At 65.7% G+C, this 25485-nt stretch carries 29 protein-coding genes; 24 read left to right on the plus strand and 5 right to left on the minus strand.

The genetic code is table 11. The features are described 5' to 3' along the window. From ACSQ19_RS10260 to ACSQ19_RS10275, 4 genes are read left to right on the plus strand one after another with little or no spacing between them, the layout of a single operon-like run. Entirely contained in the window at window positions 1-501 is a 501-nt protein-coding gene (locus ACSQ19_RS10260) for a Na+/H+ antiporter subunit E (protein WP_296279442.1), read from the plus strand. A gap of 17 nt (window positions 502-518) precedes the next feature. Beyond that, the gene (locus ACSQ19_RS10265) at window positions 519-782 is read left to right on the plus strand and encodes a K+/H+ antiporter subunit F (protein ID WP_296279827.1); all 264 of its coding nucleotides are present in this window, start codon (window positions 519-521) and stop codon (window positions 780-782) included. Then, window positions 779-1150 carry a Na+/H+ antiporter subunit G gene (locus ACSQ19_RS10270; RefSeq protein WP_299340356.1) on the plus strand — a complete coding sequence of 124 codons (372 nt, stop codon included), beginning with the start codon at window positions 779-781 and terminating at the stop codon, window positions 1148-1150. The genes ACSQ19_RS10265 and ACSQ19_RS10270 overlap by 4 nt, the downstream gene beginning before the upstream one ends. A gap of 6 nt (window positions 1151-1156) precedes the next feature. After that, complete coding sequence (locus ACSQ19_RS10275; RefSeq protein ID WP_299340358.1) at window positions 1157-2014, plus strand: SDR family oxidoreductase; 858 nt, start codon at window positions 1157-1159, stop codon at window positions 2012-2014. A gap of 82 nt (window positions 2015-2096) precedes the next feature. On the opposite strand, the gene ACSQ19_RS10280 is transcribed toward ACSQ19_RS10275, so the two are convergent. Then, complete coding sequence (locus ACSQ19_RS10280; RefSeq protein WP_299340361.1) at window positions 2097-2576, minus strand: DUF962 domain-containing protein; 480 nt, start codon at window positions 2574-2576, stop codon at window positions 2097-2099. 170 nt (window positions 2577-2746) lie between these two features. Continuing rightward, window positions 2747-3673, minus strand: a complete 927-nt coding sequence (locus ACSQ19_RS10285) for a phosphoribosylaminoimidazolesuccinocarboxamide synthase (RefSeq protein WP_299340364.1) — start codon at window positions 3671-3673, stop codon at window positions 2747-2749. A gap of 197 nt (window positions 3674-3870) precedes the next feature. On the opposite strand from ACSQ19_RS10285, the gene ACSQ19_RS10290 reads away from it, so the two are divergent. From ACSQ19_RS10290 to ACSQ19_RS10340, 11 genes are all read left to right on the plus strand, one after another. Then, window positions 3871-4200, plus strand: coding sequence for a J domain-containing protein (locus tag ACSQ19_RS10290; RefSeq protein WP_296279451.1), 330 nt, complete (start codon window positions 3871-3873; stop codon window positions 4198-4200). 8 nt (window positions 4201-4208) lie between these two features. Continuing rightward, window positions 4209-4883 (plus strand): ribulose-phosphate 3-epimerase, encoded by a 675-nt coding sequence (gene rpe, locus ACSQ19_RS10295; RefSeq protein WP_299340367.1) that lies wholly within the window; start codon window positions 4209-4211, stop codon window positions 4881-4883. A 344-nt stretch (window positions 4884-5227) separates the two neighbouring features. Then, the gene (yegS, locus tag ACSQ19_RS10300) at window positions 5228-6160 is read left to right on the plus strand and encodes a lipid kinase YegS (RefSeq protein WP_435996766.1); all 933 of its coding nucleotides are present in this window, start codon (window positions 5228-5230) and stop codon (window positions 6158-6160) included. Window positions 6161-6406: 246 nt separating this feature from the next. Next, window positions 6407-7876, plus strand: coding sequence for an anthranilate synthase component I (gene trpE / locus ACSQ19_RS10305; RefSeq protein ID WP_435996768.1), 1470 nt, complete (start codon window positions 6407-6409; stop codon window positions 7874-7876). After that, window positions 7876-8940, plus strand: coding sequence for a threonine aldolase family protein (locus ACSQ19_RS10310; protein WP_435996770.1), 1065 nt, complete (start codon window positions 7876-7878; stop codon window positions 8938-8940). The genes trpE and ACSQ19_RS10310 overlap by 1 nt, the downstream gene beginning before the upstream one ends. Before the next feature lie 67 nt (window positions 8941-9007). After that, window positions 9008-9787, plus strand: a complete 780-nt coding sequence (locus ACSQ19_RS10315; RefSeq protein WP_435996772.1) for an SIMPL domain-containing protein — start codon at window positions 9008-9010, stop codon at window positions 9785-9787. A 10-nt stretch (window positions 9788-9797) separates the two neighbouring features. Continuing rightward, the gene (locus ACSQ19_RS10320) at window positions 9798-10376 is read left to right on the plus strand and encodes an anthranilate synthase component II (RefSeq protein WP_299340382.1); all 579 of its coding nucleotides are present in this window, start codon (window positions 9798-9800) and stop codon (window positions 10374-10376) included. Between the two features lie 65 nt (window positions 10377-10441). Continuing rightward, on the plus strand, window positions 10442-11485 hold the full coding sequence (gene trpD, locus ACSQ19_RS10325; protein ID WP_435996774.1) for an anthranilate phosphoribosyltransferase: 1044 nt from the start codon (window positions 10442-10444) through the stop codon (window positions 11483-11485). A 1-nt stretch (window position 11486) separates the two neighbouring features. Beyond that, the gene (locus ACSQ19_RS10330; protein ID WP_435996776.1) at window positions 11487-11846 is read left to right on the plus strand and encodes an antibiotic biosynthesis monooxygenase family protein; all 360 of its coding nucleotides are present in this window, start codon (window positions 11487-11489) and stop codon (window positions 11844-11846) included. 50 nt (window positions 11847-11896) lie between these two features. Continuing rightward, window positions 11897-12691: an indole-3-glycerol phosphate synthase TrpC gene (gene trpC / locus ACSQ19_RS10335; protein WP_435996778.1), complete on the plus strand. Its 795-nt coding sequence runs from the start codon at window positions 11897-11899 to the stop codon at window positions 12689-12691. Next, window positions 12688-13407, plus strand: coding sequence for an HAD-IB family phosphatase (locus ACSQ19_RS10340; RefSeq protein WP_299340390.1), 720 nt, complete (start codon window positions 12688-12690; stop codon window positions 13405-13407). Before trpC ends, ACSQ19_RS10340 begins: the two co-directional genes overlap by 4 nt. Window positions 13408-13506: 99 nt before the next feature. Here ACSQ19_RS10340 and ACSQ19_RS10345 read toward each other — a convergent pair whose 3' ends face one another. From ACSQ19_RS10345 to ACSQ19_RS10355, 3 genes are all read right to left on the minus strand, one after another. Next, window positions 13507-13881 carry a zf-TFIIB domain-containing protein gene (locus tag ACSQ19_RS10345; protein WP_299340393.1) on the minus strand — a complete coding sequence of 125 codons (375 nt, stop codon included), beginning with the start codon at window positions 13879-13881 and terminating at the stop codon, window positions 13507-13509. A 70-nt stretch (window positions 13882-13951) separates the two neighbouring features. After that, window positions 13952-15622 carry a type IV secretory system conjugative DNA transfer family protein gene (locus ACSQ19_RS10350; RefSeq protein ID WP_435996781.1) on the minus strand — a complete coding sequence of 557 codons (1671 nt, stop codon included), beginning with the start codon at window positions 15620-15622 and terminating at the stop codon, window positions 13952-13954. Between the two features lie 41 nt (window positions 15623-15663). Further along, window positions 15664-16254, minus strand: coding sequence for a hypothetical protein (locus ACSQ19_RS10355; RefSeq protein ID WP_435996783.1), 591 nt, complete (start codon window positions 16252-16254; stop codon window positions 15664-15666). A 655-nt stretch (window positions 16255-16909) separates the two neighbouring features. On the opposite strand from ACSQ19_RS10355, the gene ACSQ19_RS10360 reads away from it, so the two are divergent. The 9 genes from ACSQ19_RS10360 (at window position 16910) to ACSQ19_RS10400 (ending at window position 25476) form a co-directional block, all read left to right on the plus strand. Continuing rightward, a complete protein-coding gene (locus ACSQ19_RS10360; RefSeq protein ID WP_435996785.1) occupies window positions 16910-17350 on the plus strand; it encodes a hypothetical protein in 441 nt (146 codons plus the stop codon). A gap of 16 nt (window positions 17351-17366) precedes the next feature. Continuing rightward, window positions 17367-18284 (plus strand): virB8 family protein, encoded by a 918-nt coding sequence (locus ACSQ19_RS10365; RefSeq protein ID WP_435996787.1) that lies wholly within the window; start codon window positions 17367-17369, stop codon window positions 18282-18284. After that, window positions 18281-19045 carry a TrbG/VirB9 family P-type conjugative transfer protein gene (locus ACSQ19_RS10370; protein ID WP_435996789.1) on the plus strand — a complete coding sequence of 255 codons (765 nt, stop codon included), beginning with the start codon at window positions 18281-18283 and terminating at the stop codon, window positions 19043-19045. Before ACSQ19_RS10365 ends, ACSQ19_RS10370 begins: the two co-directional genes overlap by 4 nt. Continuing rightward, window positions 19042-20241, plus strand: a complete 1200-nt coding sequence (locus ACSQ19_RS10375) for a TrbI/VirB10 family protein (RefSeq protein WP_435996791.1) — start codon at window positions 19042-19044, stop codon at window positions 20239-20241. Before ACSQ19_RS10370 ends, ACSQ19_RS10375 begins: the two co-directional genes overlap by 4 nt. A gap of 13 nt (window positions 20242-20254) precedes the next feature. Further along, the gene (virB11, locus tag ACSQ19_RS10380) at window positions 20255-21295 is read left to right on the plus strand and encodes a P-type DNA transfer ATPase VirB11 (protein ID WP_296279481.1); all 1041 of its coding nucleotides are present in this window, start codon (window positions 20255-20257) and stop codon (window positions 21293-21295) included. 113 nt (window positions 21296-21408) lie between these two features. After that, entirely contained in the window at window positions 21409-22209 is an 801-nt protein-coding gene (locus ACSQ19_RS10385; protein ID WP_436000941.1) for a lytic transglycosylase domain-containing protein, read from the plus strand. A gap of 74 nt (window positions 22210-22283) precedes the next feature. Then, entirely contained in the window at window positions 22284-22658 is a 375-nt protein-coding gene (locus ACSQ19_RS10390; protein WP_435996793.1) for a TrbC/VirB2 family protein, read from the plus strand. Continuing rightward, on the plus strand, window positions 22651-22965 hold the full coding sequence (locus tag ACSQ19_RS10395; protein WP_435996795.1) for a type IV secretion system protein VirB3: 315 nt from the start codon (window positions 22651-22653) through the stop codon (window positions 22963-22965). The genes ACSQ19_RS10390 and ACSQ19_RS10395 overlap by 8 nt, the downstream gene beginning before the upstream one ends. Window positions 22966-22968: 3 nt before the next feature. Then, window positions 22969-25476 carry a VirB4 family type IV secretion/conjugal transfer ATPase gene (locus ACSQ19_RS10400; protein ID WP_435996797.1) on the plus strand — a complete coding sequence of 836 codons (2508 nt, stop codon included), beginning with the start codon at window positions 22969-22971 and terminating at the stop codon, window positions 25474-25476. The last annotated feature ends 9 nt before the right edge of the window (window positions 25477-25485 follow it).

Consider the following 25485-nt stretch of genomic DNA (forward strand, 5'->3'; position numbering starts at 1 on the left):
ATGGCTGCGACCTTGCGCAAGCGCTTGCTGCCGTCGCTGCCGCTGAGCGTGACGGTGTTCTGCTTCTGGCTGCTGATGAACGACGAGATCAGCGCGGGCCAGGTGACGATGGCGCTGCTGCTGGCGTTGTTGATTCCTCCCTTCGCCGCACGGCTGGACCGCGAGTTCGCGAGCATCGGCCGCCTGCGCAGCGTGCCGCGCATGCTGGGCGTGCTGGCGCTGGACATCGTGCAGGCGAACGTGACCGTGGCGCTGCAGGTGCTCGGTCCCGAACGGAACATCCGCCCCGGCTTCATCTGGGTGCCGCTCGACATCAACAACATCCATGGCATTGCGGCCCTGACCAGCATCATCACGCTGACCCCCGGCACGGTGTCGTCGGTGCTGTCGGATGACCGGAGCCACCTGCTGGTGCATGTGTTGAACCTGGATGATGCCGACGAGGTGATCCGGCAGATCAAGACACGCTATGAAATGCCGCTGATGGAGATATTCCCGTGACCCCGCAGGCGCTAGTGATGTACGCGATCGTGGGCTCGATGCACGTGGTCGGGCTGGCGATGCTGTTGGCACTCGTGCGGCTCGTTCGCGGGCCCAGCGTGCCCGACCGCATCCTCGCGCTCGATACGCTGTTCGTGGCGGCGATCGCGCAGCTGGTGCTGTTCGGCATGTACCTGGGCACGGCAGTCTACTTCGAAGCGGCGCTGATCATCGCCATGCTGGGCTTCGTCGGCACCGTGGTGCTGAGCAAGTACGTGCTGCGCCGGGACATCGTCGAATGAGCTGGGTCTTCGCCATCCTGCTGGTGCTGCTGCTGGCCGTGGGCAGCTTCTTCATCCTGGTCGGCTCCTTCAGCCTGTTGAAGCTGTCGGAGTTCTTCAAGCGCCTTCACGGCCCCACCAAGGCCAGTACGCTGGGCGTGGGCTGCATGCTGATCGCGTCGGTCGGCTATCACGCGCTGAGCGGCACCGATCCGCAGCCGCGCGAACTGCTGATCACCGCGTTCCTCTTCATCACCGCGCCGATCAGCGCGCACCTGATGGCCAAGGCCGCGCTGTCGCTGCACATGGCCGAGCGTCCCCCGATGCCGGGCGGTGAACCGGCCAAGCCCGTCGATGCGGTCGACGAAGACGCCGGCCAGGACGCCTGATCCGCAATGCGTACCGCCCTCGTCTTCGGTGCCAGCGGCCAGATCGGCGAGGCGCTGCTCGCGCGGCTCGACGCACGCGACTGGCAGGTGTTCGCGGTATCGCGGACCGCGCGTCCTCCGTTGTCGAACGTGCAGTGGCTGCCGGGCGGGTTCGCCGGCATCGAGGGACTGCCCGACAGCGTCGATGTGATCTTCAGCACCGGCCCGCTGGATGGTTTCGCGCAGTGGTATGCCCGCGGGCTGGTCGCGGCGCCACGCGTGGTCGCGTTCGGATCCACCAGCCTCGACACCAAGAAAGCGTCGGGCGACGCGCACGAGCGCGACGTCGTCGCGCGGCTGCAGACCGCCGAACGAACCGTGTTCGAGACCGCGTCGGCCAATGGCGCCGCAGCAACGTTGCTGCGTCCGACCCTGGTCTATGGCGCAGGACGCGACCAGACGCTCGCGCGGATCGCGGCGATGGCGCGGCGCGTGGGCTTCTTCGTGTTGCCGCGTGGCGCCGAGGGCAAGCGCCAGCCGGTGCACGTCGACGATCTGGCGATGGCAGCACTCGCCGTCGTGGAGGCATCCGCCACCCACGGACATGCCTATTCGCTGCCGGGAGGCGAAACGCTGGCCTACAGCGACATGGTGTCGCGCACGCTGAAGGCGCTCGATCCGCCGGCGACGCTATGGCAGCTGCCGATGCCGGTCTTCCGCGCGGTGCTGTCGTTCGCCCGGATGGCGGGCGCGATGCGAGGGCTCACCGACGATGCGGTGGCGCGCATGCGCGAGGATCTGGTGTTCGATGCGGCGCCGGCGCGACGCGACTTCGGCTACGTGCCGCGGAAATTCATGGTCGACAAGCGCGCGGTGGAATCGTAGAGCGGAGCTTGCTCCGCTGCTGTTCGCAGTTCAGATCGATGCCGTGCACGGCATCAGCCAAGCAAGCTCAGCTCGGCCCTACTCAGTACTTCCAGCCCATCTTCCTGTAGAACTTGCTCAGAACCCAGGCCGGCCCGATCAGCAGGTAGGTCAGGTCGGTCAGGAAGCTCGGCTTCTTGCCCTCGATCTTGTGGCCGATGAACTGGGCGATCCACGCCAGCACGAACACTGCGACCGCCACGAAGAACAGGTTCTGCAGCCCGAGCACGGCTTCCAGCCAGCGCGTCAGCCACGCCATCGCGATGAAGATCGCCAGCATGCCGAAACCGAGCGGTCGCGAGAGTTTGTAGTAGTACATCCACGCGCCGAACATCGCCAGCGCCGCCCACATGCCGGATTTCACCCAGGTGCCGAACACCGGGATGCACCAGAGCAGCGCCACCACCGTCCACAGGATCGCCGGCACGGCGAACACGTGGATCAGCTGGTTGGTCTCGTTGACGTGGTCGCCGGAATAACTGGCGAACCAGCGGTCCACCGGACGTTGCGCGGTCGCGTTCATTCATCCCTCCCGAGGATGGCAATGCGGCAGGGTATGGAGCATACCCCAGCCCGTCGGGCGCTGCCGGCCCGGCCGTCAGGTCGGTGGAGAGGTTCGACTGTGGGAGCGACGTCAGTCGCGATCAGTCTGGCCGCGGCCTTCCATCGCGACTGACGTCGCTCCCACAGGGGTCAATCGACGACGATGCCGGCCAGTTTCTGCAGCGCTTCGGCGTACTTGGCGCGTGTGCGCTCGATGACCTGGGCGGGCAGCGCCGGGCCGGGCGCGGTCTTGTTCCAGTCCAGCGTTTCCAGGTAGTCGCGCACGAACTGCTTGTCGTAGCTCGGCGGGCTGGTGCCGACTTCGTACTGGTCCGCGGGCCAATAGCGCGAGGAATCCGGAGTCAGCATCTCGTCCATGATGTAGAGGCGGCCGTCTTCGTCCGTGCCGAACTCGAACTTGGTGTCGGCCAGCAGGATGCCGCGTTCGGCGGCGACATCGGCGGCGAAGCGGTAGATGCGCAGGGTGGCGTCGCGCACGCGCTCGGCCAGTTCGGCGCCGACGGTCTTCACCATGGCGTCGAAGTCGATGTTCTCGTCGTGGTCGCCGACCGCGGCCTTGGTCGACGGGGTGAAGATCGGCTCGGCCAGCTTCTCCGCCTGGCGGAGGCCGTCGGGCAGCTCGATGCCGCTGACCTTGCCGGTGCGCTGGTAATCCTTCCAGCCGCTGCCGATCAGGTAGCCGCGCGCAATGGCTTCCACCGGCACCGGCTTGAGCTTCTTCGTCACCACCGCGCGCTTGGCGTACAGCGAGGCGTCGACGCCGGCCGGCAGCACGCTGGCCACGTCGATGCCGGTCAGGTGGTTCGGCATCAGGTGCGCGGTCTTGGCGAACCAGAAGTTGGAGATCTGGCAGAGCATCTCGCCCTTGCCGGGAATGGGGTCGGGCAGCACCACGTCGAACGCGCTGAGGCGGTCGGTGGCGACCATCAGCAGGTAGTCGCCCGGGGGCGCATCGGCGGGCAGGCGCTCGCGGGGCAGGTCGAACACGTCGCGGACCTTGCCGCGATGGCGCAGGGTGAGGCCGGGCAGATCGGATTGAAGCAACGTCGTGGGCACAAACACTCCTTGGGGAGTCCGGAAACCAGCGAAGCGGTACAGCGTCGTCGGGGCGTGCGGCAGGCCGTGCGCCCGTGCCCCGGGGCGGCCGTCTACCCGCGGTGGCGGGGCCGGGTACCTGACCGGGCCGCGTAGTGTACGGGCTGACGGGCGGCGTGTGCCGTAAAATGCCGCGATTGCCGGAGAAGGCGGGCCGAATGAAGCGCTGGTACGGAAAACTGCTGGGATTCGTGGCCGGTTGGCTGCTGATGCGCCATCCCCTGGGCGGCCTGGTGGGCCTGATCATCGGCCATGCCTTCGACGAGGACTGGTTCAGGCTCGGCCGCGACAATCCGTATCGCGCGCTCGGCCTGACCAGCGACGCCAGCGATGCTGAGGTCGATCAGGCTTATCGCCGGCTCATTTCCCAGTACCACCCCGACAAGATGGCTGGTGCCGCGGAAGACCTGCGCCGCCAGGCCGAACGGAAGGCAGGCGAGATCAACGCCGCCTACGACCGCATCAAGACCCAGCGCAAGCGCAAGTGAGCCTCTCCATGTCGAACTGCATCATCGCCCCGTCCATCCTGTCCGCGGACTTCGCCCGCCTCGGCGAGGAAGTCGACAACGTACTGAAGGCCGGCGCCGACTGGGTCCACTTCGACGTGATGGACAACCACTACGTCCCCAATCTGACCATCGGCCCGCTGGTGTGCAGCGCGCTGCGCAAGCATGGCGTCACCGCGCCGATCGACGTGCACCTGATGGTGGAGCCGGTGGACCGCATCATCCCGGACTTCGCCGAAGCCGGCGCCAGCATCATCAGCTTCCACCCGGAAGCCTCGAAGCACGTGCACCGCACGATCCAGCTGATCAAGTCGCTGGGCTGCAAGGCCGGCCTGGTGCTCAACCCCGGCACGCCGGTCGAAGTGCTGGACTGGGTGCTGCCGGAACTGGACCTGGTGCTGCTGATGTCGGTGAACCCGGGCTTCGGCGGGCAGGCCTTCATTCCGTCGGCGCTGGACAAGCTGCGGGCCGTGCGCGCGATGATCGACAAGACCGGCAAGGACATCCGCCTGGAGATCGACGGTGGCGTGAAGGCCGACAACATCGGCCAGATCGCGGCTGCGGGCGCGGATGCCTTCGTCGCCGGCTCGGCGATCTTCAATGCACCGGACTACAACGACGTGATCGATCGCATGCGCCAGGCCGTGGCGCATGCGCGCAGCTGAAGGGTGCATAGAGCGGAGCTTGCTCCGCTTGCCTTGCAAACAGCCGAGCAGGCTCGGCTCTACATTGAAAAAGGCGATGGCTTTCGCCACCGCCCCGGAAGAATTGGAGGCTGATCCTGCCTCCGCCCGTCGTCCCTGCTATGGCCTTCCATACTACGAACCGACTGTGACGAGTCCGTGACAGCGGCTTTGCCCTTGTAGGAGCGACGTGAGTCGCGACCGTTGACTTCGAGTTCCGGGATTACGGGTCCGCGGCTTCCCTGCCAGCCATAACGTGCGGTCGCGACTCACGTCGCTCCTACAGAGGGAAACGCTATGCTCGGCGCTTCCACCAAGGACCCCCCATGACCACACCCCGCTGGCGCCTCATCCTCAACGGCAAGTCCGCCGGCGATGACGACCTGCGCGAGGCCGTGGCGAAGATGCGCGAAGACGGCATCGCCCTTGACGTGCGGGTGACCTGGGAGGATGGCGACGCCGAGCGCTATGTCGCGGAGGCGATCGCCGATGGCGTGGACACCGTCATCGCCGGGGGCGGCGACGGCACGCTCAGCGAAGTGGCGACGACCCTCGCTCACCGCGACCAGAGAGCCGACGCGCTGCCTTCGCTCGGGTTGGTGCCGCTGGGCACCGCGAACGACTTCGCCACCGCCGCCGGAATTCCGGACGACGCGCTGCCTGCGCTGCAGCTCGTCCACGCGGCGGCCGCCGTGCCGCTGGACCTGCTGCGCATCGAGGCCGACGACGGTGTGCACTGGTGCGCCAACCTCGCCAGTGGCGGCTTCGGTACCGAGGTGACGGTGGAAACCGACGAAGGCCTGAAGAAGATGCTCGGCGGTCTGGCCTATCTCATCACCGGTATCGCCAGGCTGGGGCGCATCGAGCCGATGACCGCGAGCGTGCGCGGCCCGGAGTTCGACTGGCGGGGCGACTTCATTGCACTCGGCATCGGCAACGGGCGCCAGGCCGGCGGCGGGCAAGCGCTGTGCCCGGATGCGCTGGTCGATGACGGCCTGCTGGACGTGACGCTCGTGCCGGAGCTGTCCGGCGAAGTCGCCGCCACCCTCGGGACGCTGGTCAAGGACGGCAAGCATGCGGCGCTGGACCGCGTCGCCACCCGCGCACGGCTGCCCTGGGTGGAACTGGACGCGGACCAGCCACTGACCCTCAATCTGGACGGCGAGCCCGTGCAGTCCCGCCGTTTCCGCATCGAGTGCGTTTCCGGCCGGGTCCGCATGCATCTGCCAGAGGCCTGTCCGTTGCGGATGCAACCTTAGGGAAGCGCTGAAAGCGCTCGTTTGCTCGTCATTCCCGCCTGACCAGACGTGCGTCTGTTGAACGCCGCGCGGATGACGGCAACAATTCATGCGTTCCCCAGTGGTCGTCGGCCCGATGCGTCGGGTAAAGTAGGCCCGTGTCCCATCCCGTGCTCCCGCTTTCCAAAGATTCCGCACGCCATGGCTGGCGATGGTGGCCCGTTGCCGTCGCCCGCACCGTCACCGTGTCCCGGAAGGAAAGCCCGCTTGATCTCGCACGCCCAGTTCCAGCAGTACGCTGAAGGTTCCAACCGCATCCCTGTCGTCCGTGAAGTGCTGTCCGACCTGGACACGCCGCTCTCGGTCTACCTGAAACTCGCCGACGCGCCATACACCTACCTGTTCGAATCGGTGGAAGGTGGCGAGCGCTTCGGCCGCTATTCCATCATCGGCCTGCCCGTGCGCCGCGTGGCGACGTTCCGGGGCCACACGCTGCAGATCCACGATCACGGCCAACTGGTCGAAACGCGCGAGGTCGCCGATCCGTTCGCCGAAGTAGAGGCACTGCGCGCCGCTTATGCGGTGCCGAAGCTCGAGGGTCTGCCCGGATTCACCGGCGGCCTGGTCGGCTGGTTCGGCTTCGAATGCATCGGCTATATCGAGCCCCGGCTGGCGACGGGCGCGAAGCCCGATGAACTGGACACGCCCGACATCCTGCTGATGCTGTCGGAAGAAGTGGCCGTGTTCGACAACCTCAAGGGCCGGCTCTACCTGATCGTGCACGCCGATCCGCGCGAAGCCGATGCATGGGAACAGGCGCAGGCGCGGCTGGACGCACTGACCGCCAAGCTGCGCCAGCCGGGTTCGTACCCCACCCCGATCGCCTGCGATGTGCTGGACGAGAGCCACTTCGTTTCCGGCTTCACCCATGACGGATTCATCGCCGCGGTGGAGCAGTCGAAGGAATACATCCGTGCCGGCGACATCTTCCAGGTGGTGCTGAGCCAGCGCCTGAGCGTGCCCTTCAACGCGCGGCCGGTGGATGTCTACCGCGCGCTGCGTGCGCTGAATCCCTCGCCGTACATGTACTTCCTCGACGTCGGCGACGTGCAGGTGGTGGGCTCGTCGCCCGAGATCCTGGTGCGCCTGGAGCAGGGCGAAGTGACCGTGCGGCCGATCGCGGGCACGCGCCCACGTGGGAAGACGCACGACGAGGATCTCGCGCTGGAAGCCGAGTTGCTCGCCGATCCGAAGGAACGCGCCGAGCATCTGATGCTGATCGACCTGGGCCGCAACGACACTGGTCGCGTGTCGGAAGCCGGCACGGTGCAGGTGGGCGAGCAGTTCGTCATCGAGCGCTACAGCCACGTCATGCACATCGTCAGCGAAGTCACCGGAAAACTCTTGCCGGGCCTGAGTTACGCGGACGTGCTGCGCGCGACGTTCCCCGCCGGCACGGTCAGCGGTGCGCCGAAGATCCGTGCGCTGGAAGTCATCCGCGAACTCGAGCCGATCAAGCGCAACGTCTACGCCGGTAGCATCGGCTACATCGGCTGGCACGGCGATGCCGACACCGCCATCGCCATCCGCACCGCCGTCATCAAGGATGGCCGCCTGCACGTGCAGGCCGGTGCCGGCATCGTCTACGACTCCGATCCCGAGAAGGAATGGGACGAGACGATGAACAAGGGGCGTGCGCTGTTCCGCGCCGTGGCTGAAGCGGCGAAGGGGCTGTGATGGAGACCGCGGTCGAGGGTGCCCGGATCAGCCTGCGCAACGACTACAGCGAGGGTGCGCATCCGCGCCTGCTGCAGGCGCTGGCCGTGGCGAGTGCCGAGATCAACCGCGGCTACGGGCTGGATGTCCACAGCGTCCGCGCCGCGGCCCTGATCCGCGACCGTCTCGCCCGCGACGCCGACGTGCATTTCCTTGCCGGCGGCACGCAGGCCAACCTCGTCGCGCTCGCGGCCTTCCTGCGTCCGCATGAGGCCGTGATCGCGCCGGCCAGCGGCCATATCGCCACGCACGAGACCGGCGCCATCGAGGCCGGTGGGCACAAGGTGCTGACGGTCGCCACGCCGGACGGCAAGTTGAGCCCGGCGCTCATCCAGCCGTGTATCGACGGCCACGCCAGCGAGCACATGGTGAAGCCCCGGCTGGTCTACATCTCCAACACCACCGAGTGGGGCACCGTCTACAGCGCGGCGGAGCTGCATGCACTCGGCACGTTCTGCCGTGCTCGCGATCTGCTGCTTTATGTGGACGGCGCGCGGCTGGGTTCAGCGCTGACCACGCAGGACAACGATGTGGATCTGGCCGTGCTGGCGGCGGAAGCGGACGCGTTCTACATCGGCGGCACCAAGAACGGTGCGCTGCTGGGCGAGGCCCTGGTGATCATCAATCCGGCACTGCGCGCCGATTTCCGCCACATCATCAAGCAGCGCGGCGCGATGCTCGCCAAGGGCATGGTAGTCGGTGCGCAGTTCGAGGCCCTGTTCGAGGACGGCCTGTACTTCGTGCTGGCGACGCATGCCAACGTCATGGCCGAACGGTTGCGCGGGGTCCTGCAGCAGGCGGGCGTGCCGCTGGCGGTGGACTCGCCCAGCAACCAGGTGTTCCCGGTGTTGCCCGATGCCGTCGTCGAGCGCCTGCAACAGCGGGTCGAGTTCGAAACCTGGGAGCGGCGCGGCGACGCCACCACCGTAATCCGGCTGATGACATCGTGGGCGACGCCGGAGTCCACCATCGAGGCATTCGCGGACGTTCTCGTACACATCCGCCACGAGAGGGCCGCCGAGTGAGCGGATACGCAACCCCGCTGTCGCCGCCGGTGCGTTCCACCCCAGGGTCCACCCACGGAGAGGTCCGATGAACGTTCGCTGCCTGTTGCTGGTCGCCACCCTGCTGTGGTCGCCCCACCTGTCCGCACAAGTCAACACGCTGCCTTCCCAGCCGCACCTGCTCGTGAAGGGCCAGGCCGAACGGACCGTCATGCCGGACCGCTTCACCCTGGACTTCCTCGTGCAGTCCACGATGCCGTCCCCCGGGGATGCGCGCGCGAAGGTCGAGCATAACGTGGCAACGGTGCTCGCCCTCTTCAAGGCGAACAGCGCACTCGCCGACAGCATCCATGCGTCGACGCTGTCCATTTCCCCTGAGCATGCCTTCGAGGAAGGGAAGCAGGTGTTCAAGGGAACCAAGGTGGTCCGCAGGCTACGTGCCACGTTCGTCCGGCTCGATGATGTGCGCGCCGTGTTGTCCGGGGTCGAATCCGGCCCGGAACTGCAGATCACCGGCATCCGTTCGGGATACGCGGCCGCCGCCGGTCTGCGCGCAGAACTCAAGCGCGAAGCCGCACAGCAGTCGCGCCGGTCCGCCGAGGGCCTGGCCTCCGCCTACGGCACGCGCCTTGCCGGTCTCTACACCATTTCCGATGTCGCGCCGAGCTTTGCCTACGGTGTGCAGGCGGGCATGTGGCCTGCGGCAGACGACGACACGGGCGTGACGCCGCCCGCGCCACCCGCGCCGGCGGCGGACATCGGCACCACGGTCGAGGTTACCGGCACCCGGATCGCGCCCGAGACGCTGCAGACCGGCACGATCACGTTCACCGAGAACGTGTACGCCATCTTCCTGATTTCGCCCTGAGTACCGTCCCATGCTGTTGATGATCGACAACTACGACAGCTTCACCTACAACCTCGTGCAATACCTGCAGTCACTGGGTGCCGAGGTGAAGGTGGTGCGCAACGATGCGATGACGGTGGATCAGATCGCCAAGCTCGCGCCCGAGCGCATCGTCATCTCGCCCGGGCCGTGCACGCCGAACGAAGCCGGCGTGTCGCTGGAGGTCATCGAACGGCTGGGTCGGAACACGCCGATCCTCGGTGTCTGCCTCGGCCACCAGAGCCTGGGCCAGGCCTATGGCGGCAATGTCATCCGCGCGGGCCGCATCATGCATGGCAAGACGTCCCGCATCCGCCACGAGGGGAAGGGCGTGTTCGCCGGCCTGCCGGATGCGTACGAGGCCACGCGCTACCACTCGCTGGTGGTGGAGCGCAGGAGCCTGCCCGACGCATTGGAAGTCACGGCATGGACGGAGAACGAAGACGGCAGCTTCGAGGAGATCATGGGCCTGCGGCACCGCGAATTCCCGGTGGAGGGCGTGCAGTTCCACCCCGAGTCGATCCTGACCGAGCACGGCCACGCGTTGCTGAAGAACTTCCTCGAACGATGATGTAGGGCGGGCCTCGGCCCGCCATCGCCACACCGGTGGGCCAAGGCCCACCCTACGGAGCCGACATGCCCCTGACCCCCCAAGAAGCCCTGCAGCGCACGATCGAGCACCGCGAGATCTTCCACGACGAAATGGTCGACCTGATGCGGCAGATCATGCGCGGCGACGTGTCGCCGACGATGAGTGCGGCGATCCTGACCGGCCTGCGCGTGAAGAAGGAAACCGTTGGCGAGATCGCCGGCGCCGCCACCGTCATGCGCGAGTTCTCGCGCACCGTCGAGGTGCCCGACCGCACGCATCTGGTCGACATCGTCGGCACCGGGGGCGACGGCTCGCACACGTTCAACATCTCCACGTGCTCGATGTTCGTGGCATCCGCTGCCGGCGCGCAGATCGCCAAGCACGGCAACCGCAGCGTGTCCTCGAAGTCGGGCAGCGCGGACGTGCTGGAAGCACTGGGCGTCAACATCGAGTTGCAGCCCGACCAGGTCGCACGGTCCATCGTGCAGTCCGGCATCGGCTTCATGTTCGCGCCCATCCACCACCCGGCGATGAAGGTCGTGGCGCCCGTCCGTCGCGAGATGGGCGTGCGCACGATCTTCAACATCCTGGGTCCGCTGACCAATCCGGCCGGCGCGCCGAGCATCCTGATGGGTGTATTCCATCCTGACCTGGTCGGCATCCAGGCGCGCGTGCTGCAGGAGCTCGGCGCCGAACGGGCGCTGGTGGTGTGGGGCCGCGACGGTATGGACGAACTGTCGCTCGGCGCCGGGACACTCGTCGGCGAACTGCGCGATGGGCAGGTACGCGAGTACGAGCTGCACCCCGAGGACTTCGGCATCGCGATGGCCGCGAGCCGCAACCTCCGCGTCGCCGATGCTGTGGAGTCGAAGGCGATGCTGCTGGGGGTGCTCGACAACCGTCCGGGTCCCGCGCGCGAGATCGTGGTGCTGAATGCCGGTGCGGCCCTGTACGTGGCCGGCGTCGCCGAGAGTATCGAAGACGGCATCGCGCGGTCGCGCGACGCCATCGCCAGCGGCAGGGCGCTGGCGCGGCTGCATCAGTTCGTGGCCACAACGCAGGCACTGGGAAAACAGGGAACGCACTGACATGGCCGCCAGCGGATTCGCCAGCCTGCCCAAGCCGCCGTACTACGCGGTGATCTTCTCGTCGCAGCGCAATGCACATGACGATGCAGGATACGGCGCCATGGCCGAGCGCATGGTCGAGCTTGCCGTGCAGCAGCCGGGATTCCTGGGCGTGGAATCCACGCGCGGCGAGGATGGTTTCGGCATCACGGTGGCGTACTGGGAGAGCGAGGACGCGATCCGCGCCTGGCGCCACCATGCCGAACACACCGCGGCACGCGAGCAGGGGCGGCGCGACTGGTACGACCACTTCGAGCTGCGGGTGGCCAAGGTCGAACGCGCCTACGGTTGGGACCGTGCCGAAGCCCCTCCTGAAGCGTAGCGGATGCGACAATGTGCTGTTCCCGGCAAGGGAACCGAACCAGGATTCACATGAGCGACATCCTCACCACCATCCTCGCCCGCAAGGCCGACGAGATCGCCGAACGCAGTGCGCGCGTTCCGTTGGATGACCTGCGGGCGCGCATCGCCGAGGCATCGCCGACGCGCGGCTTTGCCGATGCGCTCCACGCGATGATCGCCCAGGGCGACCCCGCCGTGATCGCCGAAGTGAAGAAGGCCAGCCCGTCGAAGGGCGTGATCCGTCCGGATTTCCGTCCCGCCGACATCGCGGTGAGCTACGAATTCGGTGGCGCGGCCTGCTTGTCCGTGCTGACCGATCAGGACTTCTTCCAGGGTGCCGACGACTATCTGAAACAGGCGCGCGATGCCTGCACCCTGCCGGTGTTGCGCAAGGATTTCACCGTCGACCCGTATCAGGTCTACGAGGCGCGCGTGCTCGGCGCGGATTGCATTCTGCTGATCGTGGCGGCGCTGGACGACGGCGCGCTGGTCGATCTGTCCGGGCTGGCGATGGAGCTGGGCATGGACGTGTTGGTGGAGGTGCACGACATCGATGAGCTGGAGCGTGCGCTGCAGGTGCCTGTCCCGCTGGTCGGCATCAACAACCGCAACCTGCGCACGTTCGAGGTGTCGCTGCAGACCACGCTGGAGATAAAGGATGCGGTGCCGCGGGACCGCCTGCTGGTGACCGAGAGCGGCATCCTGGTGCCGGAGGATGTCGCCACGATGCGCGCCGCCGGCGTGGATGCGTTCCTGGTCGGCGAGACGTTCATGCGCGCGGAAGAGCCCGGCGAGGCGCTGCGTCAGCTATTCTTCGCCGCATGACGGACGCTCGCTATCCGACACCGCGCGCCGAGGCGCCGGTCGTCGTTTTCGATTTCGACCATACGCTGTACGACGGCGATTCCGGCGGCCATCTGGTCAGGTGGCTGATCCAGCGCAATCCGCTGCGCGCGGCGGTGGCGCTGGCGGCATCGGTCGTGCTGGGGCCGATGGTGGCCTTCCTGCCGACGCGCCGTCGCGGGATCTCCGGCTACATCTGGATCGGCACGTTCGGCCTGCATGGTCGGCGCAGCTTCGATGCGCTGATCGACCAGTACGTCGCGAAGCACCGCGAGGAAGTCCAACAGCGCCTGCTGCCGCACGCGCTTGATGTCTTCCGCGACCACCGCGCCCGCGGCGACAACGTGGTGGTGGCGACCGGCGCGCCGCCGGAACTGGCGCGTGCGATCCTGAGTTTCGTCGCCCACGAGGACGTGCCGGTCATCGGTACCGCCGTCGGGCCCCGCTTGGGTGCAGTGGTCGCCACGCGACACTGCCACAACGAAGAGAAGATGCGCATGCTGCGCGAGCGCGGCTACGGTGAGGTCGCGGTGGCGTACTCGGACAGCAGCGCCGACCTGCCGCTTCTGAAAGCGGCACGCGCGCCCGTGGTGGTCAATCCGAAGACCACGCGGGTGGCGATGTTCCGTCGCGTCCTGCCGCCGGGCACGCCCATCCTCAACTGGGGCTGCAAGGACCGCGGCGGTACGGCAGCGTAGCGCAGGCCCTGGCTCGCCATCGGAATCAGGTGGTGATCTGCGCTCAGTGCACAGGCCCGGCGACAACGGCGTACTGCTCGAATGCGCGCGCGAGGTGCATCAGATCCGTTCCGGCGCGTTCCAGTCCTTGACCAGGTCCGCAAGCTCGATCTCCGCGAAATCCTGGTACTCGCCCGCGTCGTAGAAACGGCCATAGCAGCCCTTGCAGCTCTCGAACCAGATGTGCGGCTGCAGCGGATCGACCATGCGGATCAGCGGGCGTTCGCCGACGCAGGCAGGGCAGTCGATCCGGTCGACCTTGTTGTACTGCTCGCCGACGGCCGGGTCGCCGATGTCGATCTCGTCCGCACGATCTTTCAGCGTCTCGTGGTCAACCATCTCGAACCAGAGCCCCCTGCACTGCGTGCAACGATGGACGTGGGCCTGCGGCATGGGGATCAGTTCCATCGCGCTGTGACACTTGGGGCACTGCATGGGGCGGGTCTCGGGCGGGCGAATGGCGGGATTCTACCGCGGACCTCCGCCCGTACCAGCGCTGCCGCCCTCAGATCCGCAGGGGATCGATATCGACCTTGGGAAGCAGCCGTTTGGTGAAGTAACTGTCCTTGTAATAGCGCACCTTGCGGCACAGGATGGGATGGGCGAGACCCTCGTACAGCACGATCTCCTTCTCCGGCCCCATCGCCTTCAGCTCCTGCGGCAGCATCAGCGCGCGCTTCTCCAGTACCTCGTTGTCGGACACGTTGCGTCCCTGCCCATGCGAGCGCGTGCGGGCGCGGCGCTTGATGGTGGTGTAGCCCAGCATTTCCGAATAGTCGTTGGCGTCCTGCTGCTCGCGCGGCGCATAGATGATCTGCAGCGCATGGTTGGTGATGATGGTGCGCGACAGCTCCTTGCCGTACACGGCGTCGAGCTGCGCCATCGACTGGATGATCGGGAGCAGGCGAAGGTTGTAGCCGGCCATGTACGCCACCGCTTTCGCGATGATGTCGACGCGGCCGATGGCGGTGAATTCATCCATCAACAGCAGGCACTGGTGCTTCAGGCTCGGGTCGTTCTGCGGCAGCACCTTGGTGTTGACGTTGATCAGCTGGCTGAAGAAGAGGTTCACGATCAGTCGGCTTTCCGCCAGCTTGTTGGGCTGGATGCCGACGTAGATCGTCATGCGGCGGCGGCGGACGTCATCGAGGCGGAAGTCGTCGGCGCTGGTGGCCGCGTCCAGCACCGGGTTCAACCACGGATTCAGCGGCTCCCGGAACGAGCCGATGATCGAGGCGAAGGTAACGTCCGCCTGCGACAGCAGGCCCGCAAAGGCGGTCCGCGCCTGTGCGCTCAACCAGGGCGCTTCGACGAGTTTCTGGAGATACGGCTTCAACTCGCCACCATCGCCCGACGCGAGCCGCAGCACTGCTCCCAGTGTCGGCTTCTCGGCGGCGTGGTCCCGGTCGTGCCGTTCGAACAGATAGAGGGTGAAGGCGAGGAACGCGTTGCGCGCCTGACTGACCCAGAACTTGTCCTTGTCGTCGCCATCCGGATACAGCATGGCGGCGATGCTCTGGAGATCGGAGACGCGGAAGGCGGGATCCGGCGAGACGTATGTCATCGGATTCCATCGGTGGCTGCGGCGGTCTTCGGCGAACGGATTGAACAGGTAGACCTCCTGGCCGATCGAGCGACGCCACCCGGAGGTCAGATCGAAGTTCTCCTGCTTGATGTCCAGCACCACCGCCGACTCGCGATAGTCGAGCAGATTGGGAATGACGATGCCGACGCCCTTGCCGGACCGCGTCGGCGCCGCGAGAATCACGAACTGCTGTCCCGGCAGGCGCAGCAGCTTGCCGTTCATCTGGCCGACGACGATGCCGGTGTCCTTGCTGGACAGGAAGCCCTTGTTGGCGAGATCGATCATGCCGGCAAAGCGCGCGCGACCATGCAGGTTCCGGTAGCTGCGCAGCTTGTAGACCATCACGGCGAGCGCTGCCCACACGAGCAACATCATGCCACCACCCACCGCGCCGGCGGTCTTGATGCGCCATGCATAGGGCTGCACGCGCGGATGGTCCAGGTGCCTGAGATACTCGAAATAGGTGCCCGCACCGACGAGGCCGCCATCGAGCCCGAGGAACAGCAGCGCGAGATAGCCGGAAAGATAGAGGGCGCCGACGGCCGCGAGCGCGGCGAGCGCCAGGATGATCACAACGCGTGTACTGCCCAAGTTGCCCCCTGTGGTCGTTCCCTGATGATGTGCCTGCGGCGTCAGCGGCCGTCAGCAGTCTTGCCTTCCTGCCTTGCGGTCGTGTCGATGAGGACGTACTGGTCGTTCTTCTGCCAGCGGGGCAATCCATCCTGCAACTGGATGCAGGGTTGCCCGCCACAGGACGTGATTGTGACGTGCTGCAACGCCTCCAGGACCTCCGCATCCACCTTCGCCTGTTCCGAGCGCTTCACGTTGTGCCACGCGACGTAACCGGTGCCCGCGACCATCAGGACACAGGCCGCTGCGAGTGCGCCCACCGACTGCGCGCCGAGAAAACGCGTACGTCTGGCGAATGTCGACTGTTCGTGATCGAGCTTCTCGATCGCCTGGCGCAGCCTCGACACCGTGTCGTCGATGCTCTGCGTGGCCGCGGGAACCTCCTGGGCCAGCGCTTCCCGCATCGCACGCCGCGCATGATCACCCATCTCGCGCGTGCCTTCCTCGAAGGCTTTCCTGACATCGAGCGCGGACGACTTGAGCTCCTGCGCGGACGCCTCCTGTGCGTTGGCGGCCCTGTTGCACTGGTCCGTCAGGTGCGCCGCCAGCAGGGCGGCGTTGGCGACGAAATCTTCCATCTTCGACTGTTCCATTTCGTTCCTTGCAGCGCGCGCGTTACTCGACTAGCTCCGCATCAGCATGATGCATGAGATGTTTTACGTTCAAGGTGCTTCGCCGCGCAACGAAGTCGTGTAGGAAAATTCCTACATCCAGCTGAAGTTTCGCGTGTATCCATTGATCGCGTCACGCAAGCGTTCATCGCAGTGAAGAATGATTTCACATTGGATGTGACGTCGTTCCTGCTTTCACATCGATCTTCACATTCATGATCGTACCTGTCGTTTCGATTTAATCGTATTGCAACAAGTGCCTTGTTTTATAGGGTTTTGATGCGATACGCGATGCGGGGTTGGAACGACATAAACATGTTTACGTTTCTTCTCGTGTTGACGTCGCAAAAACCCGTGGCTATGTTCGGCTCGACTGGCGTGATGCAGTGCGCGGCCGCAATGTGCGACGCACGTTAAGCGCTTGAAGGAAATGCAAGGAGCTTCGACGCATGGATGCGGTGACAGGGGGCAGTGCGCAGGACAGTTGCCTGCGCAGTGCGATGAGCACGGGATCATTCCTGATTCCCGCGCATGCTGGCGCGCATTGCCGCCCCGAAACATTCTTCAGTGCCGTGACGCGTTTCCCGAGAGGCGCGCAAGGGAAGTGGGTTGCTGACGATTGCAGAAAGGTGGATTCGTGATCCGAAACGTCGTTTTCCGCAGGATGATGGTGTCGTGTTTCGTGGTGCTGGTCGCGGGGTGCGCGACGCCGCAGGCGGCGGATATCCACGGGCGCTGGCGCCCGGTGAACCGGTTTGCCGAGGCGCCCCAGGCCATCCCGCTGCAGCAGGCTTACATCTACCAGGCCTCCCCGGCGGATGGCACGCTCAAGACCATGCTCACCCGCTGGGCGAAGGACGGCAGCCTTACGCTCGCCTACCTGCATCCCAACGACTACACGCTGCACGCGCCGGTCGCACAGATCCGTACCGGGAGCCTGGAGGATGCCGCCGCCGCGCTCTCCGCTGCTTACGCCGACCAGGGCGTTCGTGTGGTGATCGAACGCCCCCGGATCATCGTGAGCCAGGCGTCGCTACCCTCCGCCGACGTGACGCCCGCTGCGTCGCTGGGCGACTGACGGCGACGGCTCGCGCATGTTCAAGAAGAAAACCTCTTCTCCCGAGATCGACCGTGCCGTTGCGCATGGTGTCAGCTTCGAGCTGACACTGGCGGAACGCGCAAGCAAGAGCGAGCGTCGCGCATGGATGGTCGCGTGGTCGGCCATCCTGATGTCGTTGATCCTGGCGGGCGGCTATTTCCTCTTCCTGCCCCTCAAGGAGAAGGTGCCTTATCTCGTCATGGCCGATCCGTACACCGGTACGGCCAGCGTGGCGCGCCTCTCCGGCAACTTCCAGGACCGCGACGTCACGACCGAAGAAGCGATCAACAAGAGCAACGTGGCGCAATTCGTGCTGGCGCGTGAATCCTACGACTCGGGCCTGGTCGGTCAGCGCAACTGGCGCACGACGCTCTCGATGGCAGGCCCTGCGGTCGCGCCGGCATACATCGCACTGCATTCGGAGAGCAATCCGGAGCGGCCTTTCCGGCTCTACGGCAGCGCCAGTTCCGTGCGGACCCGGATCCTCAGCATCGTCCTGATCGGCGGCGGCGCCGGTGCGCGCCCCACGGGCGCCACCGTGCGATTCCAGCGCAGCCTGTACGACAAGGGGCGTGGCCAGGCACAGCCACTGGACAGCCGGATCGCGACCCTCGAATTCACCTACAACCCGGACCTGCGGCTGAGTGAGGAGGACCGGTTGCTGAATCCGCTCGGATTCCGCGTCACCAACTATCGCGTGGACGATGACTTCGCGGCGGCGACCGTGCCGGAGCGCGAGTTCCCCATGCCGCCGGCCGCCGCGCCCGTGTCGGCTGAGGCGACGCCGCAGGTCGCAGAGCCTGCCGCGGCCGGCATGCCGCCCGCGCCCCCCAGTGAGAACGATGTGTCGACGACCCCGCAGCCCGCGGAGCAGTCGGAACCCGAGACGCGACCCGGAGTGCCCCAACGATGAGGTTGAAGTACGCCCTGCGGCGCCTGGCCGCCATTGGCCTTCTGCTCATGACGCTGCCTGCGGTGGCGCAGGTGATCGAGGAGTACACGTACTCGCCGGACAAGGTGTACCCGGTGCGCACCGGCCTGGGCATCACCACGCAGATCGAACTGTCGCCGCACGAGGAAATCCTGGATTTCAGCACCGGGTTCAGCGGCGGATGGGATATCAGCCGCCGCGGCAACGTGTTCTACCTGAAGCCGAAGAACGTCGACGTGGACACCAACCTGCTGGTGCGCACGGCAGCGCATTCGTACATCTTCGAACTGAGGGTCGTGGCGACGGACTGGCGCGTGCTGGACCAGGCCCGCGCGGCAGGCGTGCAGTACCGCATCAAGTTCGCCTATCCGGGCGACACAAGTTTCGCCGGCACGGCCAACAAGCCGCAGGAAGTGGCGTCGGAACTCAACACCGCCGTGGAGCCGGGGCGCGCGTACCACTTCAACTACGAGTACGCCCAGCGCAAGCGCGGCCCCACCTGGCTGGTGCCCACGACCGTATACGACGATCGCCGCTTCACCTATATCCGGATGGGCGACCGCACGCGCTTCCCGAGCGGCAACTTCCCGGTCGTGTTCGCGCGCGACAGCGAGGACGGCGATGAATTCGTCGTCAACTCGACCGTGCAGGACGACACCATCGTCGTCCACGGCACGTATCCCTACTTGGTCATCCGCCACGGCGACAACGTGGTCGGCCTGCGCAGGAGCCCGGAGCAATGAACCAGACGCCGCACGATCAGCCGGACACGGGCCCCGAACGGGCAGCGCCGCAGAGCCCCTACCAGACATCGCGTCCCGCGCCGGAGCCGGACCTCGACGCGAATGCGCCATACCTGCGCTCTGCGGATGTACAGCGGCTCAATCGCAAGGCGCTGCTGTTCCTGGCGGGCATCGTCGTGCTCATGCTGCTCGTCGTCTTCTGGATATTCAGTGGCGGACTGTCGTCGAAAGACGACCAGGACCAGGCGCCCGCCAAGGGGGAGCAGGTCGTGATTCCCGCGGCTCCGCGCGATCTGCCCGACCTGCCGCCCGAGGCGCCGCCCGTGCCCATGGAGCCGGATCTGCCGCCCTTGCCGGTGGTCGACGACACGGATCGCTCGACGGCGTCGATGATGGCGATGCCTTCGGGATTGCCTGATCGACAGCAGCCCTCGCTGCGCGAACGCCGCATGCTCGACATGGCCAGTACGTTCGGGGAAGGGCAGCCGGGGCAGGCACCACAGGATCCCGGCATGGCCGACTATGCCGCATTGCTGGCCGGGCAAGCCGGGCAGGGGCCTGCCGCGCCTCGCGAGGCACCGGATGGCATGACCAGCGCGAAGCCGCTGTACAACCCCAATACCCTGCTGTTGCGCGGCACCTACATCCGCTGCGTGCTCGAATCCCGCGTGATCACCGATGTGCCGGGTTATACCTCCTGCGTGGTGACCGAACCGGTGTACTCGGTCAACGGCAAGCGCCTGTTGCTACCGCGCGGCTCGAAGGTGATGGGCAGCTACAACTCGGAGGCCATCATCGGTGAGCGCGCCGCCATCGTCTGGGACCGGATCACCACACCGACCGGCATGGACGTGAACATGCGCAGTCCGGGTACCGACATGCTCGGCGCGGCCGGCAACCCGGGACACTATTCGGCGCATTGGGCACAGCGCATCTCGTCCGCCCTGCTCATCAGCATGCTGAGCGATGCCTTCAAGTACGCGGGCGCGAAGAATGGTCCGCAGGAGACCTCCATCATCAATGGCGCCGTCGTCCAGAACCCCTACGAAAGCAACACCGCCAGGACGATGGAGCGCCTGGCCAACATGGCGCTGGACCGGAACATGGCGCGCCCACCGACGGTGACGATCAACCAGGGCACGATCGTCAATGTGTACGTGGCGCGTGACGTCGACTTCTCCGCGGTGATGCGCTGACGGGCGTTCATTCATGGATACGCAGAACGAGCCCCTTGCCCGCATCTCCAACGAGTTCCTGGACTACCAGTACCAGGTGCTCGGGATCGGCGATCACATGCAGTCCTCGGACGTCACCGAGATCTGCATCAACCGCCCCGGTGAGCTCTATCTCGAAACGGCACGGGCGGGGTGGCTCAAGGCCGACGTGCCGACGCTCACCTTCGAGCGCGCCCGGCAGTTCTGCACCTCGGTCGTCAACGAAAGCAACACCGGCCAGCGCATCACCGACATCGATCCGATGGTGTCGCTGACCTTTCCGACCGGCCAGCGCGCGCAGTTCGTGATTCCGCCGGCCTGCGACGCCGGCAAGGTATCGATCACCATCCGCCTGCCGGCGAAGTTCAGCAAGTCGTTGGAGCAGTACGAGCAGGACGGCTTCTTTGACGACATCCTCGAGCAGCAGCAGGTGCTCGGCGACCACGACCAGGAACTGCTGGAGCTCCGTCGCAGCCGCAACTATGCGGAGTTCTTCCGGAAGGCCGTGCACTACCACAAGAACATCGTGGTGGCCGGCGCGACCGGCAGCGGCAAGACGACGTTCATGAAGTCGCTGGTCAACCACATCCCCGACCAGGAGCGCCTAGTGACGATCGAGGACGCCCGCGAACTGTTCATCCGCCAGCCCAACGTCGTGCACCTGCTGTATTCGAAAGGTGGACAGAGCGCCAGCAACATCACCGCCAAGAACTGCATGGAAGCCTGTCTGCGCATGAAGCCGGACCGCATCATCCTGGCGGAGCTGCGCGGCGACGAGTCGTTCTACTTCATCCGCAATTGCGCATCCGGTCATCCGGGTTCCATCACCAGTTGCCACGCGGGCAGCACGGCGCAGACCTGGGACCAGCTCGCCCTGATGGTCAAGGCGTCTGCCGAAGGCGCGGGCCTCGAGTTCGAAGTCATCAAGCGCCTGCTGAAGATGACCATCGACATCGTCGTGCACATCAAGGCGCACGCCGGACGCCGCTACATCACCGGCATCGACTTCGATCCCGCCCGTGCCTTGGCCGCCTGAAGGACGCACATGAACGCCACGTACCCATCGACGACAGGGCAGGGATCCGGCAGGCGGGGCAGCCTCGGCATGCCGGGTGGCCAAGAAGGGAGGGTCTGCTGATGCTGCCTGGCATGGAGCTGATGGGCTGTACCGGACTGGCGGTTCCGCCGACGGTGATGGAGCACGTCGTGAAGGTCGAGTCCTCGTTCAATCCTTACGCGATCGGTGTGGTGGGGGGACGACTGGCCCGGCAACCCCGCAATCTGGCGGAGGCGCTGTCGACGGCCCGCATGCTGGAGGACCGTGGCTACAACTTTTCGCTTGGACTGGCGCAGGTCAATCGCTACAACCTCACGCGGCAGGGACTCGACAGCTACGAGAAGGCGTTCGATGTCTGCCCGAACCTGCAGGCAGGCTCGCGCATCCTCGCCGAGTGCTACTCGCGCTCCGGCAACGATTGGGGCAAGGCCTTCAGCTGCTACTACTCCGGCAACTTCACGACCGGCTATCGGCACGGGTACGTGCAGAAGGTATTCGCTTCCTGGCAGCGGCAGGCAGCCAGCGGCAACGCGCAGGCCATACCGGTGATCGATCGCAGGACGGTCGCCCAGGCATCGCGGACGACGCGACGCACGGCATATGAGCAGGCCTCACGCGCGGCCACGGGCGGTCGGGCGTCGTCACGCGTCGCACGCCGTGTCGAGGAAGCGAGGTCCCAGCGGGTGGATGCGCTGCGTACCGCCGCCGTCGCAGCGGATGCTCCGCGGCGCACGACGGCACTGCCGGCCGCACCCGTCATAGCGCCGGCCATCGCGCAGGCATCGGCCGATGCGCCCGTCACGGTGCAGGCCTATCACCAGAACACCACCACGGCGCCGCAAGCGCCGCAGGTCGTGCAGACATCCGGGAGGGATGACGCTTTCGTCTTCTAGCAGTACCCGCCAGGGATGGCTCGTCGGCACGCGAAAGTGCCACCTACCGTTGCAACCACCATTTGGGGTCCATCATGAACAACACGCACTCTATCCAGGCAAAGCAGGCTTCCAGCGCCATCATCATGCTGATCATCGCCGCCACCGCGCTGGCATTTCCGGAGCTGGCGCTCGCCCAGGACGCCACCGGCGCGCAGGGGCGGGTCACCAGCTTCTTCACCAACATCAATTCCCTGCTGAACGTGGCGTCGATCGCCATCGTGACCATCGCCGTGATCTTCGCGGGCTACCAGATCGCGTTCAACCACAAGCGGGTCGGCGACGTGGCGCCCGTGCTGATCGGTGGCTTCCTGATCGGTGCGGCCGCGCAGATCGCGAAGATGCTGCTGCCTTCCGACGTGACGTCGACCGCGATGGTCGTCGGACAGATGCTGACGCAGTATGCATAGGAACGTGCTGTTCAGGGGCTGCACCCGCCCACCCATGTTCATGGGGGTTCCGTATGTGCCCTTCACGATCGGGGCGGGCAGCTGCCTGCTGCTCACGTTCTACTTCAACATGTTCTTCCTGGCCCTGCTGCCGGTCGTGATCTTCATCATGCGGCAGATGGCGCGCCGCGACGAAATGATCTTCCGGCTGCTCGGCCTGCGGTGGCAGTTCCGGACCAAGGTCCGGAACCTCCGCCACCACGAGGGCATGTGGGTGTTCACGCCCAACAGCTATCGCAAGCGCTTCGACGACTCGATCCCGGATTGACCCATGCTCGCGCCCGACCTGTCCATCGCCGAATTCATCCCGCTGTCCGCCCACGTGTCCCCGCAGGTGGTCAAGACGACGGGGGGCGACTTCCTGCTGACGTGGCGGCTGGAAGGGCTGCCGTTCGTCGGGCGCGAGGAATGGGAGCTGGAGCACAGGCACAACACGTTCAACCGCATGCTGCAGACGTTGCGGGCGCCCGATTTCGTGAACGTCGCATTCTGGGTGCACGACCTGCGCCGGCGTGGTGGCATACGCTCCGGCGCGCGCTTCGGCCAAGCGTTCAACCAGGCGCTGTCGGACGGCTACTTCGATGCGCTGTCCGCGCAGAAGATCATGCAGAACGAGCTTTACCTCACGATGATCTACCGCCCCATCGTGATGGGGAAGAAGTTCGTCGAGAAGTCCGCCAACGTGCCGCGCCTCCAGGCCGAGCAGGAGCAGGCGGTGGACAAGATCATGGAGCTGGCGGGCAACGTCGAGGCCGTGCTCAAGGACTACGCACCGACCCGGCTGGGCATGTACGAATCCGATGCGGGCGGCGTCTTCTCCGAAACGCTCGAGTTCTTCGGCTTCGTCCTCAACCGCATCTCCGAACCGGTCCCGGTCCTGCGCGCGCCGCTGTACGATTACCTGGCAGTGAGCCGGCACATGTTCTCGTCCAAGACGGGCGATTTCGTCGTCAGCACGCCGGATGGACGGAACCATTTCGGCGCCATCCTGAATATCAAGGAGTATACGGACGGTACCTGGCCCGGCATCCTCAACGGCCTGAAGTATCTCGACTTCGAGTACGTCATCACGCACTCATTCAGTCCGATGGGGCGCCAGGACGCACTGAAGGTGCTGGACCGCACCAAGGGCATGATGATCTCGTCGGGCGACAAGGCGGTGAGCCAGATCATCGAGCTGGACGGCGCCATGGACCAGGTCGCGTCCGGCAACTTCGTGCTGGGCGAGTACCACTTCATCATGACCCTGTACGCGGAGGACCAGCAGCGTCTGTCGCAGAACGTGGCCGTGGCGCGGGCGGAGCTGTCCAACGCCGGCTTCGTGTCCGCCAAGGAAGACCTGGCCGTCTGCTCTTCGTTCTATTCCCAGCTGCCGGGCAACTGGCGCTACCGTACGCGGCTGGCGAACGTCAGTTCGCTGAACTTCCTGGGACTGTCGCCGCTGCACAATTTCGCCACCGGCAAGCGCGACAACAATCCGTGGGGCGACAGCGTGACGGTGCTGCAGACCACCAACGGACAGCCTTACTACTTCAACTTCCACGCCACGCATCCCGCCGAGAATTCGCTGGGTGAGAAAGCCATTGCCAACACCATGGTCATCGGCAAGTCGGGCACCGGCAAGACCGCGTTGATCAACTTCCTGCTCAGCCAGGTGCAGAAGTTCGATCCCGTGCCGACCATCTTCTTCTTCGACAAGGACCGGGGCGCGGAGATATTCGTACGCGCCTGCGGCGGCAACTACCTGGCGCTGGAGAACGGGCAGCCTACCGGCTTCAACCCGTTCCAGTGCGAACGTACCGATGCCAACGTGCAGTTCCTGGCGGGGCTGATCAAGGTCTTGGCGGCCAAGAGCCACTACACGGCACGGGAGGACGAGGACATCTTCCGGGCGGTCGAGTCCATGCTGGACATGCCGCTCCACTTGAGGTCGATGACCAACTTCCAGAAGAGCCTGCCCAACATGGGGGACGACGGACTCTATGCCCGCCTCCGCAAGTGGACGTCAGGCAACGCGCTCGGCTGGGTGTTCGACAACCCCGTCGACACGATCGACCTGAGCCGGGCCAGCATCATCGGCTTCGACTACACCGATGTCATCGAGAATGCCGAGATCCGCGTCCCCGTCATCAACTATCTGTTGCATCGGCTGGAAGAGCTGATCGACGGTCGTCCGCTGATCTACGTGATGGACGAGTTCTGGAAGATCCTCGACGGCGGTGGTGCGCTCAAGGACTTCGCCAAGAACAAGCAGAAGACCATCCGAAAGCAGAACGGCCTCGGCATCTTCGCCACCCAGAGCCCGGAAGATGCGCTCGCCAGCGACATATCGGCGGCGCTGATCGAACAGACGGCGACGCTGATCCTGCTTCCCAATCCGAATGCAGCGCGCGAAGACTACATCGATGGGCTGAAGCTGACCGACGCGGAATTCAAGGTCATCAAGAGCCTGGACGAGCGCTCGCGCTGCTTCCTGGTCAAGCAGGGCCACGCCTCGACCGTGTGCCAACTCAACCTGCGCGGCATGGACGATGCCCTCGCGGTCATCTCGGCCAGCACCGACAACATCGAGATCATGCATCGCATCGTCGAGGAAGAAGCACTGCGACTGGGCGTCGACAAGGCCGACCTGCGCCCCGAGCAGTGGTTGCCGCGTTTCCAGGAGGAGCGCAAGGGGTCGCGCAGTCGTCGCGACACCTCCGCCCCCCCGTCTCCTCGGGAAGAGCGTTCCACCGGCCCGCGACCCGCGCGGACCACCCACTCCAGCTTTCAGCATTGACGGATAACC

The sequence above is a fragment of the Pseudoxanthomonas sp. LjRoot127 genome (assembly GCF_964253495.1).
Lineage (GTDB): Bacteria > Pseudomonadota > Gammaproteobacteria > Xanthomonadales > Xanthomonadaceae > Pseudoxanthomonas_A.